Source organism: Stieleria sp. JC731 (assembly GCF_020966635.1).
Taxonomy (GTDB): Bacteria; Planctomycetota; Planctomycetia; order Pirellulales; family Pirellulaceae; genus Stieleria.
This window is the reverse complement of the sequence record NZ_JAJKFQ010000001.1, coordinates 1017878-1040452: the sequence shown is the minus strand read 5'-3', so window position 1 is coordinate 1040452 and position 22575 is coordinate 1017878. Positions and strand designations below refer to the sequence as shown.

The window sequence follows — 22575 nt, the reverse complement described above, 5'->3', positions numbered from 1 at the left end:
AATCCAGACGTCGGCCCCTACAATCAGCCCAATCCGTCCCCCGCGGGATCCGACTTGCCGCTGGATTGTTTTGATTCGAAGAAATCCTCTCTCCGTCAATAAATTCACTCGCGGCAGGCCTCCCGTTTTTTGGATTGCGATCTAAAACATTGCGACCGATTTCGCCTGCTGAAAAACCATGAATAAACCCAACGAGTTATCGATCGCCGACTTGCAGCGACACATCCACCAGATGTACTACGAGAAAGACGTCGCCCGTGGGGTAGAAGGCACGTTCATGTGGTTGATGGAAGAGGTCGGTGAACTGTCATCGGCCCTGCGAGGAACCGACCGCCAAAATTTGGCCGAGGAATTTGCTGACGTCATCGCTTGGCTTGCCACAATCGCTAACGTTGCAAACATCGATTTGAACGAAGCCTTGGTCGCTAAATACGGCAGCGGCTGTCCGGGTTGCTCCAAATTGGTTTGTGAGTGTCCTGATTCGGAGAAACCATGACGCTTCGACCGCTCGCCTACCAACTGCTCGCTTCAGCACTTTTGCTCGTTGTCGGATTCATTGCCTCGCCTGCCTTTGGCCAATCGGGCAGCGCGACTCCGCTTCTCGGTGATGGGCTCCAATTCGGAATCAACGGTCACTACCGACTCGGTCATATGACGACCGTTCGCTTGACCGATCCCGATGTCAAAGCGGCAGAGAACATTGTTCTAGAAACACTTGATGGCGACGGCGTCCGAGTTCGCTATCACGCCTCCGACATCAAACCTGGTGATCAACAAAATCACGAATTGGGCTCGATCGAATTGGGTCTGATCGTTGCCGGTTCGGAAGCCGCCCCCGTTGAAGTCCGCTCGTCTGTCGATGGGCAACTACAGACGGTTGCGAAATCACGCCTCCCTGAAGCCGGAAACCCCGCGCTCGGCCCGTCCTTGATTCCGCCTAACATGCCTTGGGTTGTCGCCATCGGTGACCCTCTAGGTATCGACTCACTCGGCACGTCGAACGTTCTGACTGACAAGTTAGCCAGAATCGCCGTTTCGAAAGTTGCTTCCGCTGCGGTCCTGCCTCGACAACAACTCGGCTATGACGGCGTTGACTTGGTGATGATCAACGGCGCTGGTATCGATGTCATCGGCCAAATGGATCAACTTCAGGCGACCGCGCTAACCCGATGGATCCGAAGCGGCGGTCGCATTCTACTGACACTTGGCGATTCCACCGAACAAGTCGCCGAACTGGCACCGTGGTTAATCGACCTGCTTCCACTAGAAGACGCCGAACTGTATCGCTATGACCCGGCAGCGTTCGAGACTTACACACGTAGCCAAACCCCGCTAGACGTTTTCCGTGGGATTAAATTGCCACGCCGGACCGGCAAAACTATTTTGCTTGGCCGCACCACTCGCCGTGTTTCCGCCGTTCTGATCGCTGAATACATCGTCGGACTTGGCAAAGCATCTGTCATTGCAGCCGACTTGGAAGAACCGCTGTTTGCCGAGTGGCCAGAACGCACCGAACTTGTGATTCAAGCAGTTGGCGAATTGCTGGAAGAAGAAAATGACCGTAACGCAGCTGCCGACGGATCAACAACATTCAACGATTTGTCCGGTCAGATGCGAGGCGTCCTGGACCAATTTGCAATTAAAAAGCAATTCGGTTTTTCGCTAGTTTCGCTGATCGTTTTGATCCTGATCGCCGCGATCGGGCCTCTGGACTACCTGTTGATCAACCGTGTTCTGGGCAAGCCCTTGCTAGGCTGGATCACCTTTCCACTATTCGCGGTCGTCTTGTCGATTGTTCTTGTCTTGCAAGCGCGTCCGCAATTGGATCCGGACATCCAAGCCCCCGAATCGTCGATGGACTTAGTCCGCACCAACCAGATTCAGATCACCGACTTGGACTTGGTTGATGGTGTCGGGCGATCGTTTTTGTGGTCCTCGCTGTATGCCCATGACCCGATCAAAGCAGACTTGGTTATCGAAGCGTCCGAAGACCTCGCGAAGATGGTCACCAAAGACACCGACAACAATCAGTCGATCAGTTTTCCTTTCGGCTATCCCGGCAAGGTGTTTGGTGGAATTCAACTGGCTGGTGAAAATGACAATTTGCTGCCCTACGAAATCACCGCGGATCAGACCGATGGAAACCAAGGCGACGAATTTGCAGGATCGAAATCACAGATCCTGAACCTGACAATCGCTCCCCGAAGTAGCAAATCAATTGCGACGAAGAAATACTTCGATGCCGATTCCGAGAAAGCGACAACGGTGATTCGTCGTCCCGGCAGCGACTTGCTGCGGGGCGATTTCACCAACCCGCTACCGGTTGACGTTCTCGATGGCATGTTGATCTATCGGAACACAGCTTACCTGTTACCGACGCGAGTTCCTGCCGGAGCGACGATTCCTTCCATCGAAAATCTGCGTCAACGAAACTTTCGCTGGCGACTGACTCGCAAGGTTTCCTCCGATGACAGCTCTGCCGAATCGGCACCTTGGTCCCCAGGAGACTTTGGTGACCTCGGCCGAGTCACGGACATGTTGATGTTCCACGAAGCTGCCGGCGGAAAGCTTTACACGGGACTGCGACATGACATTTTAGGCGAACTGGATCTAACAGACGTCCTGTCAGAAGATCGTTGCATGCTGATCGGTCGTTCCGAGCAGCCCCTGGTCCAACTGGGCGTCATCGACCGAACCTCGGATCAAGATTCTGAGCTGCGTAAGGTCACTTCCGAAAACGTTTTATCAATGGTGCGCGTCGTTTTACCTGTTCGGTCGACGTTGCTGAGCCCCTGAGTTTGAAATCGTGATCAAGACTGTCGATTTAACGAAGAAGTACGGCGACGCGTTCGCAATCAAAAGCATCGACTTGGATTTACAAGCCGGTGATCTGTTCGGTTTCATCGGCCCCAACGGTGCCGGTAAAACGACCACGATGCGAATCATCGCGACACTTCTTGAACCGACCCACGGCGAAGCCTACGTGTGCGACTATTCGGTCCACACCGCGCCCAAAGAAATCCGTCGGCTGGTCGGCTACATGCCCGACTTCTTTGGCGTCTACGACGACATGACCGTTGTCGAATACCTTGAATTCTTTGCCGCCGCCTATCGCATCAACGGACAACAACGCAAAGAACGCGTCGACGAGATGCTTGAAATCGTCGACCTCGATTTCAAGCGAGACGCCTTTGCCAACACACTTTCACGCGGACAAACACAACGTTTGGGTCTGGCCAGAACACTGCTTCACGATCCTCAGGTTTTGTTACTCGATGAACCTTTGAGCGGTCTTGACCCGCGAGCCCGGATCGAGATGCGAAACCTGCTGCGAAAACTTGGCGAAATGGGCAAGACCATTATCGTCAGCAGTCACATCCTTCCCGAACTTGCCGACGTATGTAACAAGGTAGGCATCATCGACCGTGGTGAGCTGAAGCAAAACGCTGAGGTTACCGAGGTGATTCGCATGGTTCGTGAACACACAGTATTGGTCGTCACCCCTCATCGCCCAGACCAGATGCAAAACATCATCGACTGTCTACAAGGGCATGAAAAAGTGCAGGACTGTGAACCGGGTGATGCGAGCGTCCGAGTGGTTCTTCGGCCAGATATCGATGACTACAGTGACCTTCCCAAGCTGCTGATCGAAAATGACATCCCGCTTCGAGGGTTCACAGAAGAGGAATTGGACCTCGAATCAGCCTTCATGGCCTTGACCAAAGGCACTAGCACACGAATGTAGGGTCCTGATGCCTATAGCAGTCGCGACGGCTAGGCGGCGGGTTGACTTTGATTTTGCCAACAATTCTGCCCAGCGACCCGCGGCTGTCTTAAATCGACTGTCAAATGACCAATGATTGGAGATTTGATAGCCTATCTAGACTGCGGCAACTCTGAACCGTCCTGTCACACTCGCCACCGTTCTATCCTGACATCAGCCAGGTGTGCGTCTGCGGGTAAACGAAGCGGGGTTTAGCGGTAAGCAATCGACATCGCCAATTCTCCATTCTTTCTGAATGGCCATTGTCCGTTTAATTTTGTCGATTCTCGCACGACTTTGGTCGCCGTATTTCGCGTTAACTTGCGGGACGTCTCTATAGAGGCAACACGATCATTTTTTCCGGACGGATGATGTCAACACAGTGGTACATCAAGACCAAGAATGGACAGCGTGGTCCGTACTCCATCGAACACCTTCAGCGTTATGTTGACGCCGGTGCGATTCGCCCGAACGCGGGTATCGGTATCGGCGATGACCAATGGGTCGCCGCGATAACGATTGCTGGCCTGGACTTCCCTGCGGAAAAAGTTCCAGAGGTGAAGTCCACCAAGCCGCTCTCTTCTGCGGAGCAAAAAACCGCATCAACAGTCAGCACGTCGGAACTTGAAAAGCAAGTCGCCAACCTTAACGCTCGACTGGGTGAGAAAGATCAGAATCTCGCTGAAGTAACAGCCAAGCTCCAAAAAGCCGAACAGCAACTCGCCGAAAAGAACACCGAAAACGAAACGCTTCGCAATCAACTGGACGAAGCCGTTCAGGAACAGGCGGCGAGCAGAGAACAATTCGAAGCTGATCTAGCCGAAATGGACGCACTGCGTGCAAAGTTCGATCAACAGTCCCAAGAGCTTGCCGAGAAAGAACGCGAACTTGACGATCGCGAACAACAGATTCTGAAACACCAATCCGAGCTAGCAGAACAGACTGCCGCTCTCGAAGAACAATCACAAGCGAATCAAACTTTTGAGCAAGAACTGGTTCAACGCGAAGAAGAATTGAATCTCCGCGAACAGTCGGTAACGACCGAACGGGAAAACTCTGACGAAGCCCGTGCGACTGCTGACGAAGCCATTGCAGCTGCAGACAAGGCCAGTGCGACTGCAGACGAAGCACGCGAGGCTGCAGAGAAGGCCATCGCCGAAGCAAGCGAAGCTCAAAACCAATTGCTCGAACGAGACCAACTTGTCGCCGAACTGCAGCTCGCACTTGAATCATCAAACGCGGAACTACAGCGGCTTCAGAGCGAAGCGATCAAATCACAACAAGCTCTAGAAACGCAAACGATTGAAGAAGGCGATCGACAACCCTCCGGCGAAGACTTGCTGCAGGAAAAGAAGAAGCTACTTGCAGATTTTGCTGCTCGCCAAGATTCACTTTCCAAACGCGAAGCCGAACTGATCCGGCGCGAAAACGAACTGCTACAACGTGAATTGAATCTCACAGAACAGGACAGCGGCGAAACCATCAACAACTTGCCGACGCTGGAATCACCTGAGTATCCCCTGGCTCGGATCCCATCGGCTCCGATACCCTCTGCTCGTCGATCATCGAAGGTGGCAACAGCCGCAAAACCTTTCGTTCCGAAATCGGTAAGTGTCTCCACCAGCCCCACCGAAATCACTCCGTCGCAAACCGTGCCGACCTCGACTGAAGCAACTAGCTGGGATGATGTTTTCTCGGAATCCGAAATCGAACAGGACGACGACTCAGATTTCATTCACTATGACGATGAATCATCTTTGGATCTGTCGCATGGTGGGTCGGACGCTGAAGAAATTCAAACACCCCCGTACCTTGACGACATCCTCGGTTCGTCGCTGGAAACGGACCTTCGTGATGAAGCGTTTGAGTTGGGCGATAGTGGAACGTTCGCAGACTCAGAACTTGACCGCACAAATCAATCATCGGAGCCGGCAACATCAACATCACATGAAAGTGTGATCTCGTTTCGCAAAGACGCATTGCAACAACGCTTCGGTCCCTGCATTCGGTACGATGTTGATCCTGATACCGAAATGCGAGTGGATGTTTCGGTACATGGCCCGCATGAATCGCGTGACTACAACACGCTCGTCACCAGTGGCATGAGCGACTACCCGATCACGATGCCTAACCGCCAAAGCACCGTTCGTGCCGAGCTTGTGTTCTACGCAACTCATATCGATGAAACCGCGATTACCATTCTCCGTGCCGCAGCAAAGCTCCCCTACCAACAGGGACAAGGTTTAGCGATTGGCAACACCGCACGGCTGGATCACTTGCGAGACGTGATGTCGGGTAGCGACCAGCGAGACGCTGTATATCTGCTGCCAACGGTCGATTCTGATTCCAAACCGATTCCTGCAAAAGAGATCCTTGGAAACCCGATCCAGTTGTTCTGGTTGGTCACGATCACTGAAGCGGAACGCAAACTGATCGACACCGAGGGGATTCACAAGTTCCTTCCGCTTTTGGAAAAGAACAACCACGCGGTTTATTTCGATTTGATGCGTGATTGCTACGTCAAACGCAAAAGTTGGTTCCGACGCAAATCCTAGTGCCGATCCGAACGGCGGACATTACTTGTCGACCTTTTTCCCATCGACAACATCGCCAGCCCCGTGACCGCCTCCGGCGATCAACTTCTCTCGTTGATGTGATTGGTAAAGCTTGGCGAAGATAAACAGCGCCGCGAACGAAAAGACGAAAGCGATCGACGCGTAAAACAAGGGCTGCAGATAGTTAGCCGAAACATGACCTAACGCTTTGCCACCCGATTCGACGGTTCGTCCGATCAAACCTGCCTTTGAAACGACAATTGGGTTTCCATCGGCGTCAAACACAATTTCATCGCCACCAAGAATCCGATCCGATTCGGCTAGAACGATCGTGGTTGTCGCCGCTGTAAACAGCGTCTTGCCAGGGTTGTTTGCAGCAAAGCGACCAAAGAACTTGACCATCCGCTCGGCATCGTTGTGCAACAAACGCATCACACCGGCACGCTGTGCTGCTGGCAACGAAGCGATGGCATCGGCATGCCGGGCGACCGCGATCGCCTGATCGGTACTAAGGTCGGTCGCGAGTTTCGCACCGTCGTCTCCCAATGTTCGAGTCAGCATTCCACCGACACCGGGATGTCTGATTTCACTTTTCAGAGCACGTGCTCCACCTTTAACAACGGTTTCGGCCAGTTCTTTCCCTGCTGCACCAGCCGACAACCGAGTCAGCGCAGCCTTCACTTGTGACTCCGGCAATTCGCGGAGCGCTGAAAGCAATGGAGTCAGCTGAGGTGAGTTATCGAGAGCTTTCAAGGCATCCGGGCCATGCTTGGCAACCAATTGTGCGACCTGCTCAGTAGCCTCTTCGCCACCTTCGCGAAGCGCGGTTGAACCGACACGCTCGGCGAGTTCCCGGCCACCACTACGGGCCAAAAACTCGGTCGCCTCCTCGGCTCCTTCCTTGCCGAAATATTTCATCACGGCACGTGCAACGGCGGCTCCGCTAAGCAATCCCGGCGTCACACCCCAAGTGCTTCCGAACGTAGACGCGTTGGCAGTCGATGGTATCGAAACCAGCGAACACGAAATCGCGATGCCCATTGCTAAACCAATCCGTTTAACGCAAAAGATTTTTGCGTGGCTTTGCATTCCCAAACGCATGCGATCAATCTCCCTGAATTGGGTTGGTCAAAACAATGGCTTCAAAAAAGCGGTCGCGATAGGCAGTATTCAATTGAGCACAGACCTTTGGCAGCGCACTCGCAAGCCCTTGACTCGATTGGCTGTTCCTGGCTGGACTGTCTTGGGCTGGACTGCCAGCCACCAAAGTTGCTTCCAGTTCATCGAGATAGGAATGCATCTGTGTTGCCAACTTGGCTTCGAATTTTTCGGTCATCCACCAGTCGATAATCAAACCGACAGCCAGCCCAACACCGAAACCAACCGCGGTGCCTACGGGACCGCCTAAAGATCCGCCCCCGGCTCCGCTCGCACTGGCACCAACGGTCGCGCTAGCCCCTGCGGCCGACCCGATCGCGATTGACGGTGCAAACCGAGCCAACAATCCACCAACAACCGACTGCGCCGCAAAGGCGCCAACTTCGCCGACCACGAATGCACCAATCATCAACTCAACGCTGGCACTGCCCTGGCTCGTTGCATACTGGCTTAATGGTCCCGACAAGTCGGTAAAGACTGCGTCGTCGAGTCCGAAGTCGGTTTCTGGTAAGTCCGATGTACTAAGTGATGCCTGGACTTTGGTCAGCAATGCGTTTTGATTGGCAACAATGTCGCTTCGAAATTGAACCAAGCTGCCGGAGACATCCTCGACCAGCTTCTCAGCTGAAAACAGATGCTGTTCGAATTTCTGCTGAACGTACAACTCGACACGACCATCGTCCTTCCACCATCCCGCAGGCATCCGCTTGATGATGCCAAAACGCGTCCGGATACTGGTCATGTCTTTAACAAAACCATCGACGCCATCGTGGTATCGATCCAAAGTTGACTTCACGCGCTCGAGACATCGCTCGGCCGCTGCACGGTTCTCGTCTTCGATACCAGAAAGCAGCGGGATGACTTGCAGGTCATAGAACTTTGCTCGTGCCAACCGCCGCGATGATTCGGCGATCCGGGCTTCGTCGACCGAAGAAACCTCGCCGCTAGGAGCCTCTAGCCGAATCTGATTCCGTTGAGCATCCCAAGCGGTCAACCCGAAGGTCAATGCGGCAATCAAAACGGCCCCGGCAATAGGCGTTCGAATGGTCATTCGCTTGCTCGGTTGGGACACCAGATTGGCTCAACATCGCGGACAGGAAACAGATGAATTTCGGCGCCGACATGGTCGCATTATTTTACCGAAAAACCCGTGCGGCAAACTTTGCCGACTCCGCCGTTTAGTCCGAAGAACCCTATTCCGCCGACAGGTTCTCACACATCGCGTCCGCGAGTCGCCGACAGATCAGGAGGCCCAGAACTTCCATTTAAACCGTTTTTTGGGCGTCGGTGGCTTAGCAGTCGCGCCCAAAATCCCCCACTGCTTGCTTCCGCCATCGGTTATTTCGGCCACTCGAACCAGCGATGCCTCGCGTAATTTCTGGATTAGACGTGTGTTGCAATCCGTCTGGACGACTTGGACACGTTCTTGAAATTGTGCCATCGCGGACATGATTGCAGAAAGCGCTTGTCGGGCGGTCGTTTCACCACCAAAGTCTTCGATCAGAAAAACGAATTCATTCTTAGGGCGACCTTTCACATCCGCAAAACGCCAGTGGTCACCTTCTTCGTCCCAGCCGTGATATTCACCGCTCATCACACCGCCCTCAACGTCGCCCAAACTGCAGCCCCAGTTGTAACCTGCCAGTCTGCAACCTGAATGCAAACGAATCACAGCTTACACCAGTAAGCCGTAAAATATCAAAGTGATTTCATCAACTCCGCACAGCTTTGATCGATTCGAAGCCAGGACCGAGTCGTTTTGGCGTGAAAAAGTCACAGCGAAGGGAAATAGTTACAGCGAAGGCGCTTTTCAGATGAATGTAGGCTCGATCGCTTACCTACGAGGCAGTCATTGATGGAGCGGTATCCAGTGAAGCGGCTGTTGATTGCGCACCGCGATCGATCCACTGGAACACCACCTCGTCCATCCAACACTTTCCATCGCGATCGATGAAGCCAGCGTGCCCCCCCGTTGGCGTCAAGATAAATTGTGTCCGTTGGTGCCAGTTCACCGCATCAAAGCAAGTTGCCGGAACGATCGGATCATCTTCGGCAGCAAGCACCAGCGTTGGCCAGCGATTGGAATCAACGACGCGAATCGCTCCGCACTGCTGGTAGTAATCAGCCGCCCCGGAATACCCGCTCAGCGGTGCCGTCAAACGGTCGTCCAGCTCAAAAAGTGTCCGCGGGATCCCCTGACCGATCGCCTTTTGGAACTGCTCTCGTTCGCGGACACGTCGCGGCAAACCTTTCAGCAATGCTCGAATGAAGTAGCGGTTGTAAAACCGGCGAGACCGACGCTGCATATTCTCACAGCAGCGAGCCAAATCGATCGGTGGGCAAATCGCCGCGATACGGCCGACCCGATCGGACCAGTCTGCCGCTCCCTCGATGCCTTCACCGAGCCGTCCCATCATTCGCAATAGCTGATTGCCTCCCAACGAAACGCCGGCGGCGCTGATCCTCGCATGGCGATGTTGACGGCCAACGAAATCGAATGCAGCCCACACGTCTTCGCTACGTCCGGCATGACTGATCCCCACCGCCATTTCTCTCGCAGCACCGCACCCGCGGGCATCGACCCGATACACCGTCCAACCGGCTTGGTAAAATCGACTTGCGAGGCGGACCATATAGGGCGACTGATGGCAACCGCTCAAACCATGAAAAAGCAGTATCACCCTCCCATCGCACTGTCCCGACTGATGCAGCACAATGCTGTCCCCGTCAGGAAGTTGCACAATATGTTGTTGCGACTCAGGAGCACGGACGACGGGCCGACGTAGCGAAGCCAGCGTCTGCAGCATCCCGCCACGGTAAAGCCGACTGGGCTGATATGGCGGAGGAATAAAAGTCGCCATGAAATCACTCCGCACTACAAAACAAATCGCTTTGGTGATTCCAAAGACGACAAGCCAAGAACTTCAATAACATTATGCAAACGATCCGCAGTTTTATTTCCATCCCCATCACCCCGGGAATCACATCCGCGGCAGGAAAGATCATTCGGAAACTCAAACCCATCGATAGTGGAATCAAGTGGGTTCCGATCGACAACCTGCATTTGACACTGAAGTTCCTCGGCGAAGTTGACAATGTCGAAATCCACGATGTCTGCAAAGCGATTCGCAGTGTGACTTGCGAGATCGAACCCTTCGAACTCCATTTTTCTGGCGCCGGTGGGTTTCCCAACATTGAAAAACCTCGCGTGCTGTACGCAGGTATTCAAGACCCCTCGGGGCTGCTGGTCGAGATGGTATCCCAGCTCGAATTGAAATTGGCAGACCTCCGATTCAAACCAGAACCGAGGGATTATCGCCCCCATCTGACGCTGGGACGATCCCGCAGCAAAGGCGGGCGAGCGAGCGAAGAATTGACCGAAGCGATGAGAGAACTCAGCGACACCAATCTTGGCGAAATGGTGGTCGATGAAGTCAACCTGATGGCCAGTTTTCTGGACAAACAGGGGCCAACCTACCAGGTGATGGACACGATTGATCTGAAGTAGTCGCGGCGACTTCAGCCATCTCGGTCCAGTCTTCAATCCCCGCGAGCGAGGTTTCTGACCGACCGAACTCCTTGCTACGCAGGGGTCCATGCCGCCCCGGATTCTTGACCGATCCGGGTTCTTGACGTCCCTGGGCGAGACCTGAAGCGTTTCGCCCTCCAGATGTCTTCTGTTCTGGAAATTGTCTCTTCTCTAAATAAATGCGTGGTCGCTGCGCATCTCTTCCACATCGCTTGCTGCAAACCAGACGCGGTAGCCCTCTCTCAATTGCCTTCGGGTGTTCCCCCGACTTCGGAACGACGGGGTGCCAGCAAGTGACTTTCAGGTACCGATCCCCGGACGTGCTCCCCGAAAAAGAGCCCTGACCCCTTTTTTGCTATGCCCGATTATCCTGCAGACCGATTGATTTCGCTCAATCAGCATGCGATCGAAGTGCTGAAACTTGGGATCCCGCTGGACTTTGGGTTCGGTGATTCGAGCATTGACCAACTGATTCAGATTAACACCCAGTTGATCCCATTGGCCGGTCGAGACTTGGAACTGGGGGCGTTCCTTTCAGAGTCAAACCTGCCGTCGCGATATCGTTCGATCGCAGAAGCGTTGTTGGTCACGCGAAACCCTGCAAGCGTGTTCGAGTCTTTGGCAATCGAACCGCGTGCGGCAAAGGAATCAGCGTTGCCACTTCGCGTAGCGATGGTGGAACCGATCGTCGTCATGTCACTAAGCTTCTTCGTCCTGATCATTCTCAGTTCGATAACGACGCCCACGATCGTCGCCCAACATCGACAACTGGGATCGCAACCCGGCTCGGTTACCGAATTGCTAATCCTGATCATGGAAACGCGAGCGGTATGGGTACTGGGATTTCCAGCACTCCTGATCATCGGCTGGATCGCATGGCGAAAGTCGACAAAGGCGATTGCGAACCGGCTTCCTGGGGCAACTGACCATCGAAAGTTGCTGCAAAAACAATCAAACGCTCAGCGCATACTGGCTCTCGTCGATTCGGGAATCGATCAAGAACTCGCCCAGCGCTTGGTCGATTCTCAAGCCGCTGGTGACCCGATGATCAAACAGTTGTTCGATCGCGAGAATTCAAATTCGGTCGCCTACCGTCGCAACAGCTTGACCCGCACCGTGCGAATGTACGGGTTTCTTGCCCAGTACACTCGCAACTTCAAAATGATGCGTTTGCCCCAGATCGTCGGGTTGTCACTGGCAAGCCTCATCGTCTTGGGAATCTCCCTGTTGCTGTTCGTTCCCTGGATCGACACCTTCTATTCGATCTCTGCCTACCCAGTGGAATCATTCCAAACGCCCCTATCCGCGACGACCAACCATTCGCCTAGTCCGACTGCGATCGAGGCCACGCCATGAGCGAAGCCGTATTGGATACCGCACGGCGTTATGCCGCACTTCATGACCGGATCACCAAAATCCGATCCGAAGACCAACATTGGGAATCGCGTTTAAACTCGATCGCCGACTCGGTTCCCGATGCAACGCTGCGTCATCGACTTCAACAAATGGCAACCGCCGTTGCCAACGACACCGATGCCCCTAGTCTTGTCCGGGAGTACCCGAACCTACACTGGCTGCTCACCTTGCGCTCGGATACCGGATCAGCCGATGTGACTTCGATCCTTGCCGAACAGGCCGCCTATCAAAGCGCTGTCAGCCAACAGCGATTGCGTTTCCTCGCGTACCCGATCGCGATCTCCACCGTTGCCGCTTTGCTCGGCATATTGATCTGTTTCTTCGTGGTACCGCCATTTGCCGACATGTTCCGTGAATTTGGCATCTTGGTCCCGGCGCCAACTCGATTGCTGATCTCGATTTCCGAGGTGGTCACATCGCATGTTATTGTCCCGATAACGCTTGGTGCGATTGCCATCGCCGGTTTCATTTCGGTTATCGCAATGATCAAACGCGGCGTTCTATTTCATGATTGGTCCAATCGCCACTCTTGGATTTCTTCACCTCCGAAACAGCATCTTGCCAAGCTTTCGATCCAGCTTGCTGAAATGATCGAGGAAGGGCTGCCAACTTCACATGCGTTGTTCATCGCGGGAGTTTGCGTCAACCATACGCAACTGTTTTTCGGGATCACCGAATTGGCACAGCGGTACTCCGAACACGAACGCACCGGTCGATCAGTGCGATCGACCGAAATCATTTCGATCCCAGCTAACCTCGCACTTGCGATCGAACTCGCGTCAACTCAATCGCCACCTGATGGCATACCTGATTCCCGACAAGACACAACGATGCTGCGAGCCTTAGCCCAAAACTACCAAGAACTCGCATTCAATCAATCAAGTCTTCTTTCGATGTTCATCGGAATGTTGACCATCGTCGGTGTTGCGATGCTCGTCGGATTTGTCGTGGTCGCGTTGCTTTCACCGTTACTGTCTTTGGTCACGTCACTGTCGTCTTGATCCGATCTCGCATGAAGAACATACGAAACTTCCTACCGGACAGATTCAACGGCGATTCTCTGGATACGCGCCGGCACGCGTTGACCAGGCTTCTGTGGGTCGCCTATGCGAAAGCGATTCCAGCATCGACTGTCACTCTGAATTTTGCCTCTGAGTATCGTGGTCGCTACAGCCGGAGGCTAGAACAACTTGCGTTCTGGCTTAAAGCGGAAAGCCCATTGGGTACCGCCCTAAACCATTGCAACGGAATCCTACCAGAAGACGACACGCTTCTTGTCCGCTGTGGAAGCGACATCGCATCTACCGAACAAGTCTTGCGGTTCATGTTGGACCATGAAGAACTTCTCAATCGCTCCAGCCGCGACGGACGAATCAACAGCGCGGTCGGCTACGCGATCTTCATGATGCTGACTTCGGCACTGGTCATCGTTTTCATCTATCTCTTTATCCTTCCTTCGATCCTCAGCCTTTTTGATGATTTTGATTTGCAGCTACCTCCCGCAATGGCACTGCTTTCCCAACTCGTTCGCAACACAGCTTGGGCCTTGCCTGTCGCCCTGACTTTGGGAGTTGGCTTTGCGTTCCTACTGCTGTTCGATGACTTTCGCCGCTACATCACTTCGCGACGCCCCTTGCGTTGGTTACGTCGATCGTCATGTCAAGAAAAGGCCTCGCTTCTTCGACTATTCGCCTTTGCCGCAGAGCAACAGGTTCCGCTGGCACCAATCTTGACCGCGGCGGCACAATATCATTCTCACCGCCCAACCGGCAAAAAACTGTTGTATGTTCGCAACCAATCGCGATCCGATGCCGAAGCTTGGCAGGCCATGGCTAGCCTTGGACTGGTTGACCATGGCCAAACACAACACTTGGCAAAACTGTCCGATGATCGAATCCGCAGTTGGGCGTTGCTTCAGCTAACGTCTCAGATGCGATCACAAGCGGAAGCTCGCAGAATGCAGTGGGTTCGGGTGCTTCAGTTTCTGCCGGTGCTCTTGGTTGCGATCCCCGTCAGCTGGTGTGTGCTAGCCGTCTTTCAGTCACTCACATCACTGGTGCTTGCACTATGAAATCGCTTTCATCAAAACCGACCAAGACCAGCGAACGAATGGCCTACCGCATTCGACGACGTCCCGGATTTGCGTTGTTGGAAGTTGTTACGGCGATTGGCTTGATTGTCTCGCTGATGGCAATCGCAACGCCCATGGCAATTCGCTCGATCCGAGTCTGGAAAGACGCCCAGCGTTACCAACTCGCTACAGACGAACTGTCGGCGCAGCTCGACCGATTGATCGCACTCGACAAAGAGGATCGTCAAGTTGCGATGGAAAAGCTTGTCGTTGATCAGTCCGTTTCAAGACAGCTTCCCGACGCATCGATTTCCGGAGAACTCCGTACGGTCAATGGTGAACAGAGGATCGAGCTATCGCTGGACTGGACACGCCTCGGCGATCCTCCTCCGATCAAGCTGGTCGGTTGGGTCGTGGTGATCACCAACACGCCATCGACGGCTTCCTCCGAGGAGGATCCATCATGAAACCAGCGAGACAATTTACAAGGAACAGACGCTCCAAAGGATTCACGCTCCGCGAGGTCGTGATCTCGATATCGATTAGCAGTATCGTCCTGATGGTTTCCACCAACTTGATTCAACAATCGTTTCAATGGGCGACCAATAGTCGGCACCGAATCACTGACGATCAGCGTTTCTTCATGCTTTCGGGTCAGCTTCGCAGTCAGATTCACCTTGCGTCCGAAGTCACCCTCGAACAGCTCGCCGACACGCCCCATCAAAAACTGGTCATCCGGCTTCAAGATGGAAGCACTGTTACTTATGAATCGAAATCACAAAGGATCGCAGTGGAACACCGCAGCGAAACCGGTGTGCTCGCTCGCGAACTATACCAATGGCAACTGCCCAGGTCTGCGCACTTCGAAGTTGATGAAGCAACCGAAAGCGTCAAGCTGGACGTTTTCACCTTGAACTCGCACACCCATCTGAAAGCTCCTCTGTGGCGAACGGTTCAAGCCATCGCAGGACTTCGGCTGCGATACCAAAACGCAGAGGTCGATTCATGATCCACCATCACCGGTCGAAGCGTCCAACGAATCGCCGTGGCACGATCACCGTCTGCGTTCTCGCATGCATGGTCGTGGTCATCTCCCTCTGCTTGTCATTGATGTATTCAGCAAACCGCGTTCGTCGCGAAACCAAATTGCGTCACCAAGTGTTGCAGACCGAACGGTTTCTTGATGCGGCAATCCTTCGTTCGGTCAAACAGTATCGCGCCGACAACCAATTCACACGCGAATCCTGGGAAACGGAGATCGACTTCCAAGGACAAACCATTCCTGCAATCGCGGAAATCCAGGTTGACGAAAACCTGGTGGTGTCGATCAAAGCCCATCTGGGAACTTCGCCACAATTAACACAACAGTCCTATCAATTTCAATTGAGTGCCAAAGATGAAACGTAGTGCTTTTACCCTGGTCGAATTGCTGGTTGTCATTGCGATCATTGGAATTCTGATCGGTCTATTGCTCCCCGCTGTGCAAGCCGCTCGTGAAGCGGCACGCCGCATGTCGTGCTCAAACAACATGGCGCAAATCGCTTTGTCGTGCCATCACTTTGAATTTTCGATGGACCACCTTCCTCCTGGCGTTACTGACGACGAAGGTCCAATTCGCAGCGAAGTGGGTGGCGGAAAACATATCGGCTGGATGACTCAAATCCTGCCCTACATTGAACAGCATGTCGCCTTCAAAAAGCTGGACTTTGACAAGAGCGTTTACGATCCGGCCAATGCGGAGGTCCGTGAGCATCGGATACAGTACTTTCTCTGCCCATCAAACCCACACGAGTACGGATTGAACTTAACGCCCCGTGTTGGCACAAGCCACTATGCCGGTTGTCACAACGACAGGGAAACCCAGATCGACACGGACAACCACGGGATCTTCTATCTCAATAGCGACACGCGGTTTTCAGACATTACCGATGGTTCCACCAACACGATCATGCTTGGCGAAACGTTGGGAGACAAAGATGCCTTGGGATGGGTCAGCGGAACGCGTGCGACGCTTCGCAACACTGACAAGTTCAATCTGATCGAATCAGATCCCTTTGATGAACGGAGCCAGCCGGTCACTGAAGTCGGCGGATTTGCAAGTCATCACGCCGGTGGTGCTCAATTCGCGCTTGCCGATGGGGCCGTGGTCTTTTTGTCCAACCGAATTGACCCACAAGTCTATCGCTACATGGGCCATCGCGCCGACGATCAGCTGATTGACCAAGACAGATAAGCGTGACATCCCGATCGCAAGGTGCGCGTGACTTGCGATCGGTGTCCTGCAGAGTTAATTACTCAACCGTATGAACGACAACGGAATTGTGTGCCTTTTCGACAACACCGCTTCCGGTAACGAACACCACACGATCGCCTTTTTTCAATTGGTTGTTTTCCTTTCCCCATTCGCAGATCTTCATTCGAATTTCTGCGGGGCTGGCCATCTTCTCGATCCCTACCGGGCGAATTCCCCAGAACAACTGGATTCGTCGCAAGGTGGCAGGGCAGTCGCTGACGCCAAGTGTTGGGATTGAACTACGCGATTTACTTTTAACCCAAGCGGTGCCACCGGATCGGGTCGCGATGATGATCATCGCCGCATCGATCGCTTCGGCAATACTGATCGCCGCGTTGGTCACGGCGGTCGTTGTTGGATGCACGCAGTGGCTGACCGAGTGGTTGATCTCGTGAACCAAGTTGCGTTCGGTCACTCGCATGATCCGGCTCATGACCTCGACCGCTTTGACCGGATGATCCCCGACCGCGGTTTCACCACTGAGCATGCATGCGTCTGCCCCGTCCAAAATCGCGTTGGCAACATCGCTTGCCTCGGCCCGCGTCGGCGTGGAATTATGGTGCATTGATTCCAACATCTGTGTCGCCACGATCACCGGTTTGACTTTCTCTTTGCAAACCTGAATGATCCGCTTCTGAGCCATCGGTGTTTCGGCAACATCAATTTCGACCCCCAAGTCACCGCGAGCAACCATGATGCCATCGGCGGCATCGACGATCTCTTCGAGCTGCTCAAGCGCTTCGGGCTTCTCAATTTTCGCGATCACGAATGCATCACATTCATGCGCCTTCAGAAGGTTCTTTAGTGAATAGACATCTTCGGCGCTCCGCACGAACGACAGGCTGATAAAGTCGATACCATTTTCGGCTGCCCACATCGCGTTGGCGATGTCACTTCGCTGCATCGAAGAAACAGACAAGCGGACACCTGGAAGGTTGATTCCTTGTCGGCTACGCACCTCACCAGACGCGGTGACTCGGCAAACGGCGCGATCTTCGGTGACTGATTCGACAACCAGTGCGACCATCCCGTCGGCCAACATCACAACATTTCCGGCTTCCAACTCAGCGATCAACTTGGGGTAATTCGCAGTGACCTCATGGTCGTGCGCCGGTTCGCCGTCACGGATAAACGTCAGCTCCGCACCGATGTCCAACTGCAATGGGTCGGTTAGCAATTCACCTAAACGGATTTTCGGTCCCGCAAGGTCTAACAAGACTCCCGCAGGGCTGCCGACCATGTCAGACGCGGCACGAATCGCGTTCAGTTTTTGCTCGTGATCGGGGATCTTTCCGTGCGCTGTATTGATCCGAAATACATCCACCCCTGCCTTGATCAACTCCGCCAATTGTTCGGGGGAGTCACACGCAGGACCGACGGTAGCAACGATCTTCGTGCAGGACTGGTGAATCGCGGGACGCGGCATCATTCATTCTTCCAAAGCGAATAGACAAGTGTTCGCCGCAAGTTTTACCCTGGTCATGACTTTTCGCAATCGTCGACCCGCCTGACCTCCCATTGCAGTGGCCGATTGCAAACTTAAACGCCCCTGCGGCATTCGTGACTTGCAGCGTCACCCTCGGAAATGAAGTTTTGGTTCAAAATCCCAAACCGTCTTCGATGGGTCTTTCGGGCAGCCTTTCTTGGGGCCCTTCCACACGGGCTTGGGAAAGCGACTCGGTGTCTTTGAGTATTTTTCTCGAACACTTACAATGTTTCACTGACATGCGGCTGGCCCTTTCGATGCTAAACCCTTCACCGGCAACTGCCTCTATAGCCAATCGGCTCGTTGGCCCGCATGGGTGTGGGCTGGTGCATAGCTTGATGGGTAACCAAGATTTCTAACATCTCGACCGAATACGGATAAACTGGCTTTAGGGCCGATCCGTTAATCGGACTCCACTGCTCTGCCCTTCTCTGCCCTTCTCTGCCAAACTCGCTTGATGCCTCAGGAACTCCACCAACCTCAACCGCCCGTCGTTCTTGTGACTGGTGCATCAGCTGGCTTGGGCTTGGTCATCGCGAAGACGTTTGCTTCGCATGGATATCGCGTTGCCGTTGCTGGACGAACCGCTGACCGCCTTCAGGAAGCAGCGAAGCTTATCGCCCCAAACGATCTCGATCAGGTACTGATCTGCGTGGGTGATGTGACGCGATCAAACGACTGCGCTCAGTTTGCTGACGACATCAAGGAACGTTGGGGGCATCTCGATGTGCTGGTCAACTGCGTCGGTGCAAGCGACCGCGGATTGACAATGGAATTGACCGCGGAACGAATCCATGAACTGATCGATGCGAATGTCGTCGGAACGCTGATCTGCAGTCAAGCGATGCTTCCACTGCTTCGAGACTCACACGGAAGCGTGATCAACATCGGTTCGCTGGCAGGAAAAGTTGGGGCTCGTTATTTGGGTGGATACAACACGACAAAGCACGCCTTGTCAGGATTGACCCAGCAAATGCGGCTGGAATTGCGCGAGCAAGGCGTTCATGTTGGCTTGGTCAGCCCGGGTCCGATTCGCCGCCCAGATGCCGGCCAACGCTACGCCGATCGGACCGGCGGCTCTCTGCCTGAAAGTGCTGCTGCACCCGGCGGCGGCACGAATTTCAAAGGACTTGATCCGCAACGCGTTGCCGACGCGGTCTATCAATCTGTTATTAAACGTCGCCCGGATGTCGTACTTCCTGGCTATATGCGTTTGCTGATCACGCTGGGAAACGGGCTGCCACGGCTTGGCGATTGGCTGCTATTGAAATTTACCAGCAGCAAGTCTCGATAGCAAAAACTCGCGGCAGCTGGTAAACGGAGATCCTCTTGGAGGAAGTGGCCATCTGACCTTTTAGAAGCCACATCGCTCTATTTGGAACTTGGATTACATCGCTGTGACCAAAGAGGCTTTTCGCGACAACGTTTGGTGAACAAGAAAGCCCGATCTGTGAAATTCGCCATCGTCAGCGATCTCGCTCGCCAGAATCTAGACAAGCGAGTATACTGCTGACATCCCGCCTGCGGCCCCAACTTGGCCGCCCCCCACCCCACCTGCCAACCGTTTGGCATACGATCGACTCGGCCACCAAGGGTGAGCGTTTGATTCGATCATCACTGTAGATTTGTCTGGTGTGCCTGGTTTTGTTGGTCATACTCGCCAGCGACTTCCCAGACTTTATTCCCTACCACGACTTGCAAACAATGCATCGCACCAGCATTTGGCCTGCTCTTGTCATTTTGCCTGCTCTTGCCGTCGCCCTTTGGACCATCGGTTCGGTTCAGGCTTACGGCCAAGATCCCAATGTGGAGCCTTCGGAGCAAGCGGCACAGCAATCGATTCAGTCGCCGGTTCCTGCTGCAAACCAGCCAACCGACCGCCAGACGACTGCACCATCAACGAACGTACGTTTCTCGTTTAATGGTGTCGCTTGGCGTGAAGTCATCAACTGGATCGCCGACGAAGCTGGGCTGGCACTTCATGTCGACTCGGTCCCCGCGGGAAGCTTCACCTACAGCGACCCTAAATCATTCACGCATCAAGAAGCGATCGATCGAATCAATTTGTTCTTGCTGCCTCAAGGTCACACGTTGGTGCGAAGCGGAAACCTGCTTTCGGTAATCAACTTGAGTGATCCGCGAAGCCTTCAGCAACTTGACTCGCTCGCAGAACTGGTCCGTCCCGCCGACCTGAAGACGCGTCCCAAGCACGATGTAGTCAAATGCTTGTTTCCTCTCGGACCGCTCGACGCCGAAGATGCGGTCGAAGAGCTTTCGGCCATCAAACTGATGATGCAACCGGCGGTATTTAGCAAGACCAATCAATTGCTGGTAACCGATACCGTTGCCAAGCTAACCAGCGTCCAAATGATTTTAGAATCGTTCCAGCCATCAACGATGGATAACGGAACGGTTGTCAAAAGCTTTAGCCTCAAACACGTCAATGCAGAAGACGTTCTGACGGTCGCTCGCCCGCACCTCGGCTTGGCGACTGGCGAAATGATCGGTATCGATGTTAGCCTGTCATCGGATGTTCTTGGAAAAAGCATCTTCGTCACCGGTGTCGAAGACAAAGTAAAACTGATCGAGCGTCTGGTCGAATCGATCGATGTCGTCGATGAATCGATGGTCGAAGAAAACGCAGACGCAACCCTACAAGCACACGAAGTCATCGGCGGCAATGTTGATCTCGCCTACGACGTTCTACAAACGTTGCTTTCGGGGCAAAACATCCGCCTATCGAAAGATGAGACTGCGGGCACGATCGTTGCTCTTGCACCACCCAAAGTTCAAAAAGACATCGCCGATGCGGTAGCCCAACTCGCTGCCGATACGGCAACCTTCGAAGTCATCTCGTTAACCAGTGTCGATCCCTATGTGGCGATCGGACTGATCGAAGAGATGCTGGACCTGTCGTCGATCTACGACGACGATGAAGACAGCGATGTTGAACCACCCAAGATCGACGCCGATCCCGAAAACCGTCGATTGTTTGTTCGTGGAAAACCATCGCAGATTGAAGAAATCAAAAGCATTGTCGAAGGGCTCGACAATCAGACCACGAAACAGGACGACGATGCGAACGTCCGCATGCTTTCGCTTACCGGTGATCACGCGCGGCAAACGCTAGCCGTTGCCGCTCGCTTCTGGCGATTACCCAACCCGATCCTTCTGTTCGAATCCGAACAGGCTTCCAAACCCTCGGAACGAGTCGTCTTTAACTCAACCGGAGATGGTCAACGAAGCGAGTTGCTGGATATTCTCGAAAGCAAAACACCAGACCACTACGTATCTGCCGGGGGCCGTGGCAAAGTCCTGCAAAGCCCCAAAACCGACGTCACTCTTACCGCAATTGAATGCCAACTGACCAGTCGAGGCCTGTTGATTCAGTGCGATGACGTAACCGTTTTGGACCAATTCCAAAACCACTTGGAAACCCTGTCCGGCCCGAAAACATCCTCAACCGATGACCCGATCGTTTACTACCTCAAGTACACGCGACCGGTTGATGCCATTCGCATGCTCGCCGAATTGCTCGACGGAAGCGAAGCGGTCACCGCCGACTCATTGGTTAATGCCACCGTGTCATCGCCAAGTTCGCTGCTTGGTAGCTTGATCACGAACCGAGACGGCACCGTTACTTTGATCGCAGGAACCGCGACCGTTGTTGCCGATTCCCGATTGAACCGACTGATCGTTCAAGGCACGGGCGAAGACGTCAGCAGGATCGAAAAATACCTGCGGATCATCGAAAAGGAATCCAGCATTACCGAGATCGAAACCTTCGGACGTTCACATGTGATCGAACTGGTCAACACGCGGGCCGTCGCCGTCGAAGCCGCAATCCGGCAAGCGTTCGCCGGGCGAGTTGTCGAAGCGGCACGTCCCCCAGCGGCAGCAGGCGGGGGCAACGGCGATCGCCCCCAGCAACCTCGCCCCAACGACAATGACAGCCAGGATCGCGATAAGAAATCAGACAATAAAAAGCAGCCCAAATCCGCCGCGGGCCAAGCGATCGACCTGGAACCTAAGATGACGCTCGCCGTTCACGAGCCGAGCAATTCGCTGATCGTGACCGCGCCGGATCACTTATTCCAAGAGGTCGAACAACTCGCAAAAGTGATCGATCGCCGAGGCGAACAGACCGTCCAAGTTTTCTCGCCTAGCAACGACGAAGTAATGGGAGCCATTCTCGAAGAACTGTTTGAAGGCCAATCATCGTCGCGTTCAACATCCTCCTCACGCAGCAACAGTTCTTCTCGAAACTCTGCTTCCTCATCGCGTTCACGTGACCGCTAAAGCCA

General features: G+C 53.9%; 19 protein-coding genes. 14 read left to right on the top strand and 5 right to left on the bottom strand.

Annotated features, from left to right (window positions below; genetic code table 11):
- The first annotated feature begins 178 nt into the window (after nt 1-178).
- The 4 genes from LOC67_RS03430 (at nt 179) to LOC67_RS03415 (ending at nt 6318) form a co-directional block, all read left to right on the top strand.
- Nucleotides 179-496, top strand: a complete 318-nt coding sequence (locus tag LOC67_RS03430; protein ID WP_230261111.1) for a MazG nucleotide pyrophosphohydrolase domain-containing protein — start codon at nt 179-181, stop codon at nt 494-496.
- Complete coding sequence (locus tag LOC67_RS03425) at nt 493-2796, top strand: hypothetical protein (RefSeq protein ID WP_230261110.1); 2304 nt, start codon at nt 493-495, stop codon at nt 2794-2796. Before LOC67_RS03430 ends, LOC67_RS03425 begins: the two co-directional genes overlap by 4 nt.
- Before the next feature lie 10 nt (nt 2797-2806).
- Nucleotides 2807-3745: an ABC transporter ATP-binding protein gene (locus LOC67_RS03420; RefSeq protein ID WP_230261109.1), complete on the top strand. Its 939-nt coding sequence runs from the start codon at nt 2807-2809 to the stop codon at nt 3743-3745.
- 386 nt (nt 3746-4131) lie between these two features.
- The gene (locus LOC67_RS03415) at nt 4132-6318 is read left to right on the top strand and encodes a suppressor of fused domain protein (protein ID WP_230261108.1); all 2187 of its coding nucleotides are present in this window, start codon (nt 4132-4134) and stop codon (nt 6316-6318) included.
- A 21-nt stretch (nt 6319-6339) separates the two neighbouring features.
- Here LOC67_RS03415 and LOC67_RS03410 read toward each other — a convergent pair whose 3' ends face one another.
- The 4 genes from LOC67_RS03410 to LOC67_RS03395 all read right to left on the bottom strand — a co-directional run bounded on the left by LOC67_RS03410 (nt 6340) and on the right by LOC67_RS03395 (nt 10337).
- Nucleotides 6340-7359 (bottom strand): hypothetical protein, encoded by a 1020-nt coding sequence (locus LOC67_RS03410; RefSeq protein WP_230261107.1) that lies wholly within the window; start codon nt 7357-7359, stop codon nt 6340-6342.
- 64 nt (nt 7360-7423) lie between these two features.
- Nucleotides 7424-8527 (bottom strand): hypothetical protein, encoded by a 1104-nt coding sequence (locus LOC67_RS03405; RefSeq protein ID WP_230261106.1) that lies wholly within the window; start codon nt 8525-8527, stop codon nt 7424-7426.
- 192 nt (nt 8528-8719) lie between these two features.
- The gene (locus LOC67_RS03400) at nt 8720-9148 is read right to left on the bottom strand and encodes a hypothetical protein (protein ID WP_230261105.1); all 429 of its coding nucleotides are present in this window, start codon (nt 9146-9148) and stop codon (nt 8720-8722) included.
- 166 nt (nt 9149-9314) lie between these two features.
- Nucleotides 9315-10337: a YheT family hydrolase gene (locus LOC67_RS03395; RefSeq protein ID WP_230261104.1), complete on the bottom strand. Its 1023-nt coding sequence runs from the start codon at nt 10335-10337 to the stop codon at nt 9315-9317.
- Between the two features lie 74 nt (nt 10338-10411).
- On the opposite strand from LOC67_RS03395, the gene thpR reads away from it, so the two are divergent.
- The 8 genes from thpR to LOC67_RS03355 all read left to right on the top strand — a co-directional run bounded on the left by thpR (nt 10412) and on the right by LOC67_RS03355 (nt 16725).
- Nucleotides 10412-10984 (top strand): RNA 2',3'-cyclic phosphodiesterase, encoded by a 573-nt coding sequence (gene thpR / locus LOC67_RS03390; protein ID WP_230261103.1) that lies wholly within the window; start codon nt 10412-10414, stop codon nt 10982-10984.
- 378 nt (nt 10985-11362) lie between these two features.
- Nucleotides 11363-12361 carry a hypothetical protein gene (locus tag LOC67_RS03385; protein WP_230261102.1) on the top strand — a complete coding sequence of 333 codons (999 nt, stop codon included), beginning with the start codon at nt 11363-11365 and terminating at the stop codon, nt 12359-12361.
- Nucleotides 12358-13422 (top strand): hypothetical protein, encoded by a 1065-nt coding sequence (locus tag LOC67_RS03380; protein ID WP_230261101.1) that lies wholly within the window; start codon nt 12358-12360, stop codon nt 13420-13422. Before LOC67_RS03385 ends, LOC67_RS03380 begins: the two co-directional genes overlap by 4 nt.
- Before the next feature lie 11 nt (nt 13423-13433).
- Nucleotides 13434-14492, top strand: a complete 1059-nt coding sequence (locus LOC67_RS03375; RefSeq protein WP_230261100.1) for a hypothetical protein — start codon at nt 13434-13436, stop codon at nt 14490-14492.
- Nucleotides 14489-14959, top strand: coding sequence for a Tfp pilus assembly protein FimT/FimU (locus LOC67_RS03370; RefSeq protein ID WP_230261099.1), 471 nt, complete (start codon nt 14489-14491; stop codon nt 14957-14959). Before LOC67_RS03375 ends, LOC67_RS03370 begins: the two co-directional genes overlap by 4 nt.
- Nucleotides 14956-15501, top strand: a complete 546-nt coding sequence (locus LOC67_RS03365) for a prepilin-type N-terminal cleavage/methylation domain-containing protein (protein ID WP_230261098.1) — start codon at nt 14956-14958, stop codon at nt 15499-15501. The genes LOC67_RS03370 and LOC67_RS03365 overlap by 4 nt, the downstream gene beginning before the upstream one ends.
- Nucleotides 15498-15899 carry a hypothetical protein gene (locus LOC67_RS03360; protein ID WP_230261097.1) on the top strand — a complete coding sequence of 134 codons (402 nt, stop codon included), beginning with the start codon at nt 15498-15500 and terminating at the stop codon, nt 15897-15899. The genes LOC67_RS03365 and LOC67_RS03360 overlap by 4 nt, the downstream gene beginning before the upstream one ends.
- Complete coding sequence (locus LOC67_RS03355; protein WP_230261096.1) at nt 15889-16725, top strand: DUF1559 domain-containing protein; 837 nt, start codon at nt 15889-15891, stop codon at nt 16723-16725. Before LOC67_RS03360 ends, LOC67_RS03355 begins: the two co-directional genes overlap by 11 nt.
- 58 nt (nt 16726-16783) lie before the next feature.
- On the opposite strand, the gene pyk is transcribed toward LOC67_RS03355, so the two are convergent.
- Nucleotides 16784-18214 (bottom strand): pyruvate kinase, encoded by a 1431-nt coding sequence (gene pyk / locus LOC67_RS03350; RefSeq protein WP_230261095.1) that lies wholly within the window; start codon nt 18212-18214, stop codon nt 16784-16786.
- 514 nt (nt 18215-18728) lie between these two features.
- Between pyk and LOC67_RS03345 the strand changes: the two genes are divergently transcribed.
- Nucleotides 18729-19565, top strand: a complete 837-nt coding sequence (locus LOC67_RS03345; RefSeq protein WP_230261094.1) for an SDR family NAD(P)-dependent oxidoreductase — start codon at nt 18729-18731, stop codon at nt 19563-19565.
- 338 nt (nt 19566-19903) lie between these two features.
- The gene (locus LOC67_RS03340) at nt 19904-22570 is read left to right on the top strand and encodes a secretin N-terminal domain-containing protein (protein WP_230261093.1); all 2667 of its coding nucleotides are present in this window, start codon (nt 19904-19906) and stop codon (nt 22568-22570) included.
- Nucleotides 22571-22575 lie beyond the last annotated feature (5 nt).

Coding starts and splice junctions, on each gene's coding strand:
- LOC67_RS03415 (WP_230261108.1), top strand. CDS start 4,132: ATGATGTCAACACAGTGGTACATCAAGACCAAGAATGGACAGCGTGGT.
- LOC67_RS03405 (WP_230261106.1), bottom strand. CDS start 8,527: ATGACCATTCGAACGCCTATTGCCGGGGCCGTTTTGATTGCCGCATTG.
- LOC67_RS03385 (WP_230261102.1), top strand. CDS start 11,363: ATGCCCGATTATCCTGCAGACCGATTGATTTCGCTCAATCAGCATGCG.
- LOC67_RS03360 (WP_230261097.1), top strand. CDS start 15,498: ATGATCCACCATCACCGGTCGAAGCGTCCAACGAATCGCCGTGGCACG.
- LOC67_RS03395 (WP_230261104.1), bottom strand. CDS start 10,337: ATGGCGACTTTTATTCCTCCGCCATATCAGCCCAGTCGGCTTTACCGT.
- LOC67_RS03425 (WP_230261110.1), top strand. CDS start 493: ATGACGCTTCGACCGCTCGCCTACCAACTGCTCGCTTCAGCACTTTTG.
- LOC67_RS03380 (WP_230261101.1), top strand. CDS start 12,358: ATGAGCGAAGCCGTATTGGATACCGCACGGCGTTATGCCGCACTTCAT.
- thpR (WP_230261103.1), top strand. CDS start 10,412: ATGCAAACGATCCGCAGTTTTATTTCCATCCCCATCACCCCGGGAATC.
- LOC67_RS03355 (WP_230261096.1), top strand. CDS start 15,889: ATGAAACGTAGTGCTTTTACCCTGGTCGAATTGCTGGTTGTCATTGCG.
- LOC67_RS03370 (WP_230261099.1), top strand. CDS start 14,489: ATGAAATCGCTTTCATCAAAACCGACCAAGACCAGCGAACGAATGGCC.
- LOC67_RS03430 (WP_230261111.1), top strand. CDS start 179: ATGAATAAACCCAACGAGTTATCGATCGCCGACTTGCAGCGACACATC.
- LOC67_RS03375 (WP_230261100.1), top strand. CDS start 13,434: ATGAAGAACATACGAAACTTCCTACCGGACAGATTCAACGGCGATTCT.
- LOC67_RS03365 (WP_230261098.1), top strand. CDS start 14,956: ATGAAACCAGCGAGACAATTTACAAGGAACAGACGCTCCAAAGGATTC.
- LOC67_RS03345 (WP_230261094.1), top strand. CDS start 18,729: ATGCCTCAGGAACTCCACCAACCTCAACCGCCCGTCGTTCTTGTGACT.
- LOC67_RS03410 (WP_230261107.1), bottom strand. CDS start 7,359: ATGGGCATCGCGATTTCGTGTTCGCTGGTTTCGATACCATCGACTGCC.
- pyk (WP_230261095.1), bottom strand. CDS start 18,214: ATGATGCCGCGTCCCGCGATTCACCAGTCCTGCACGAAGATCGTTGCT.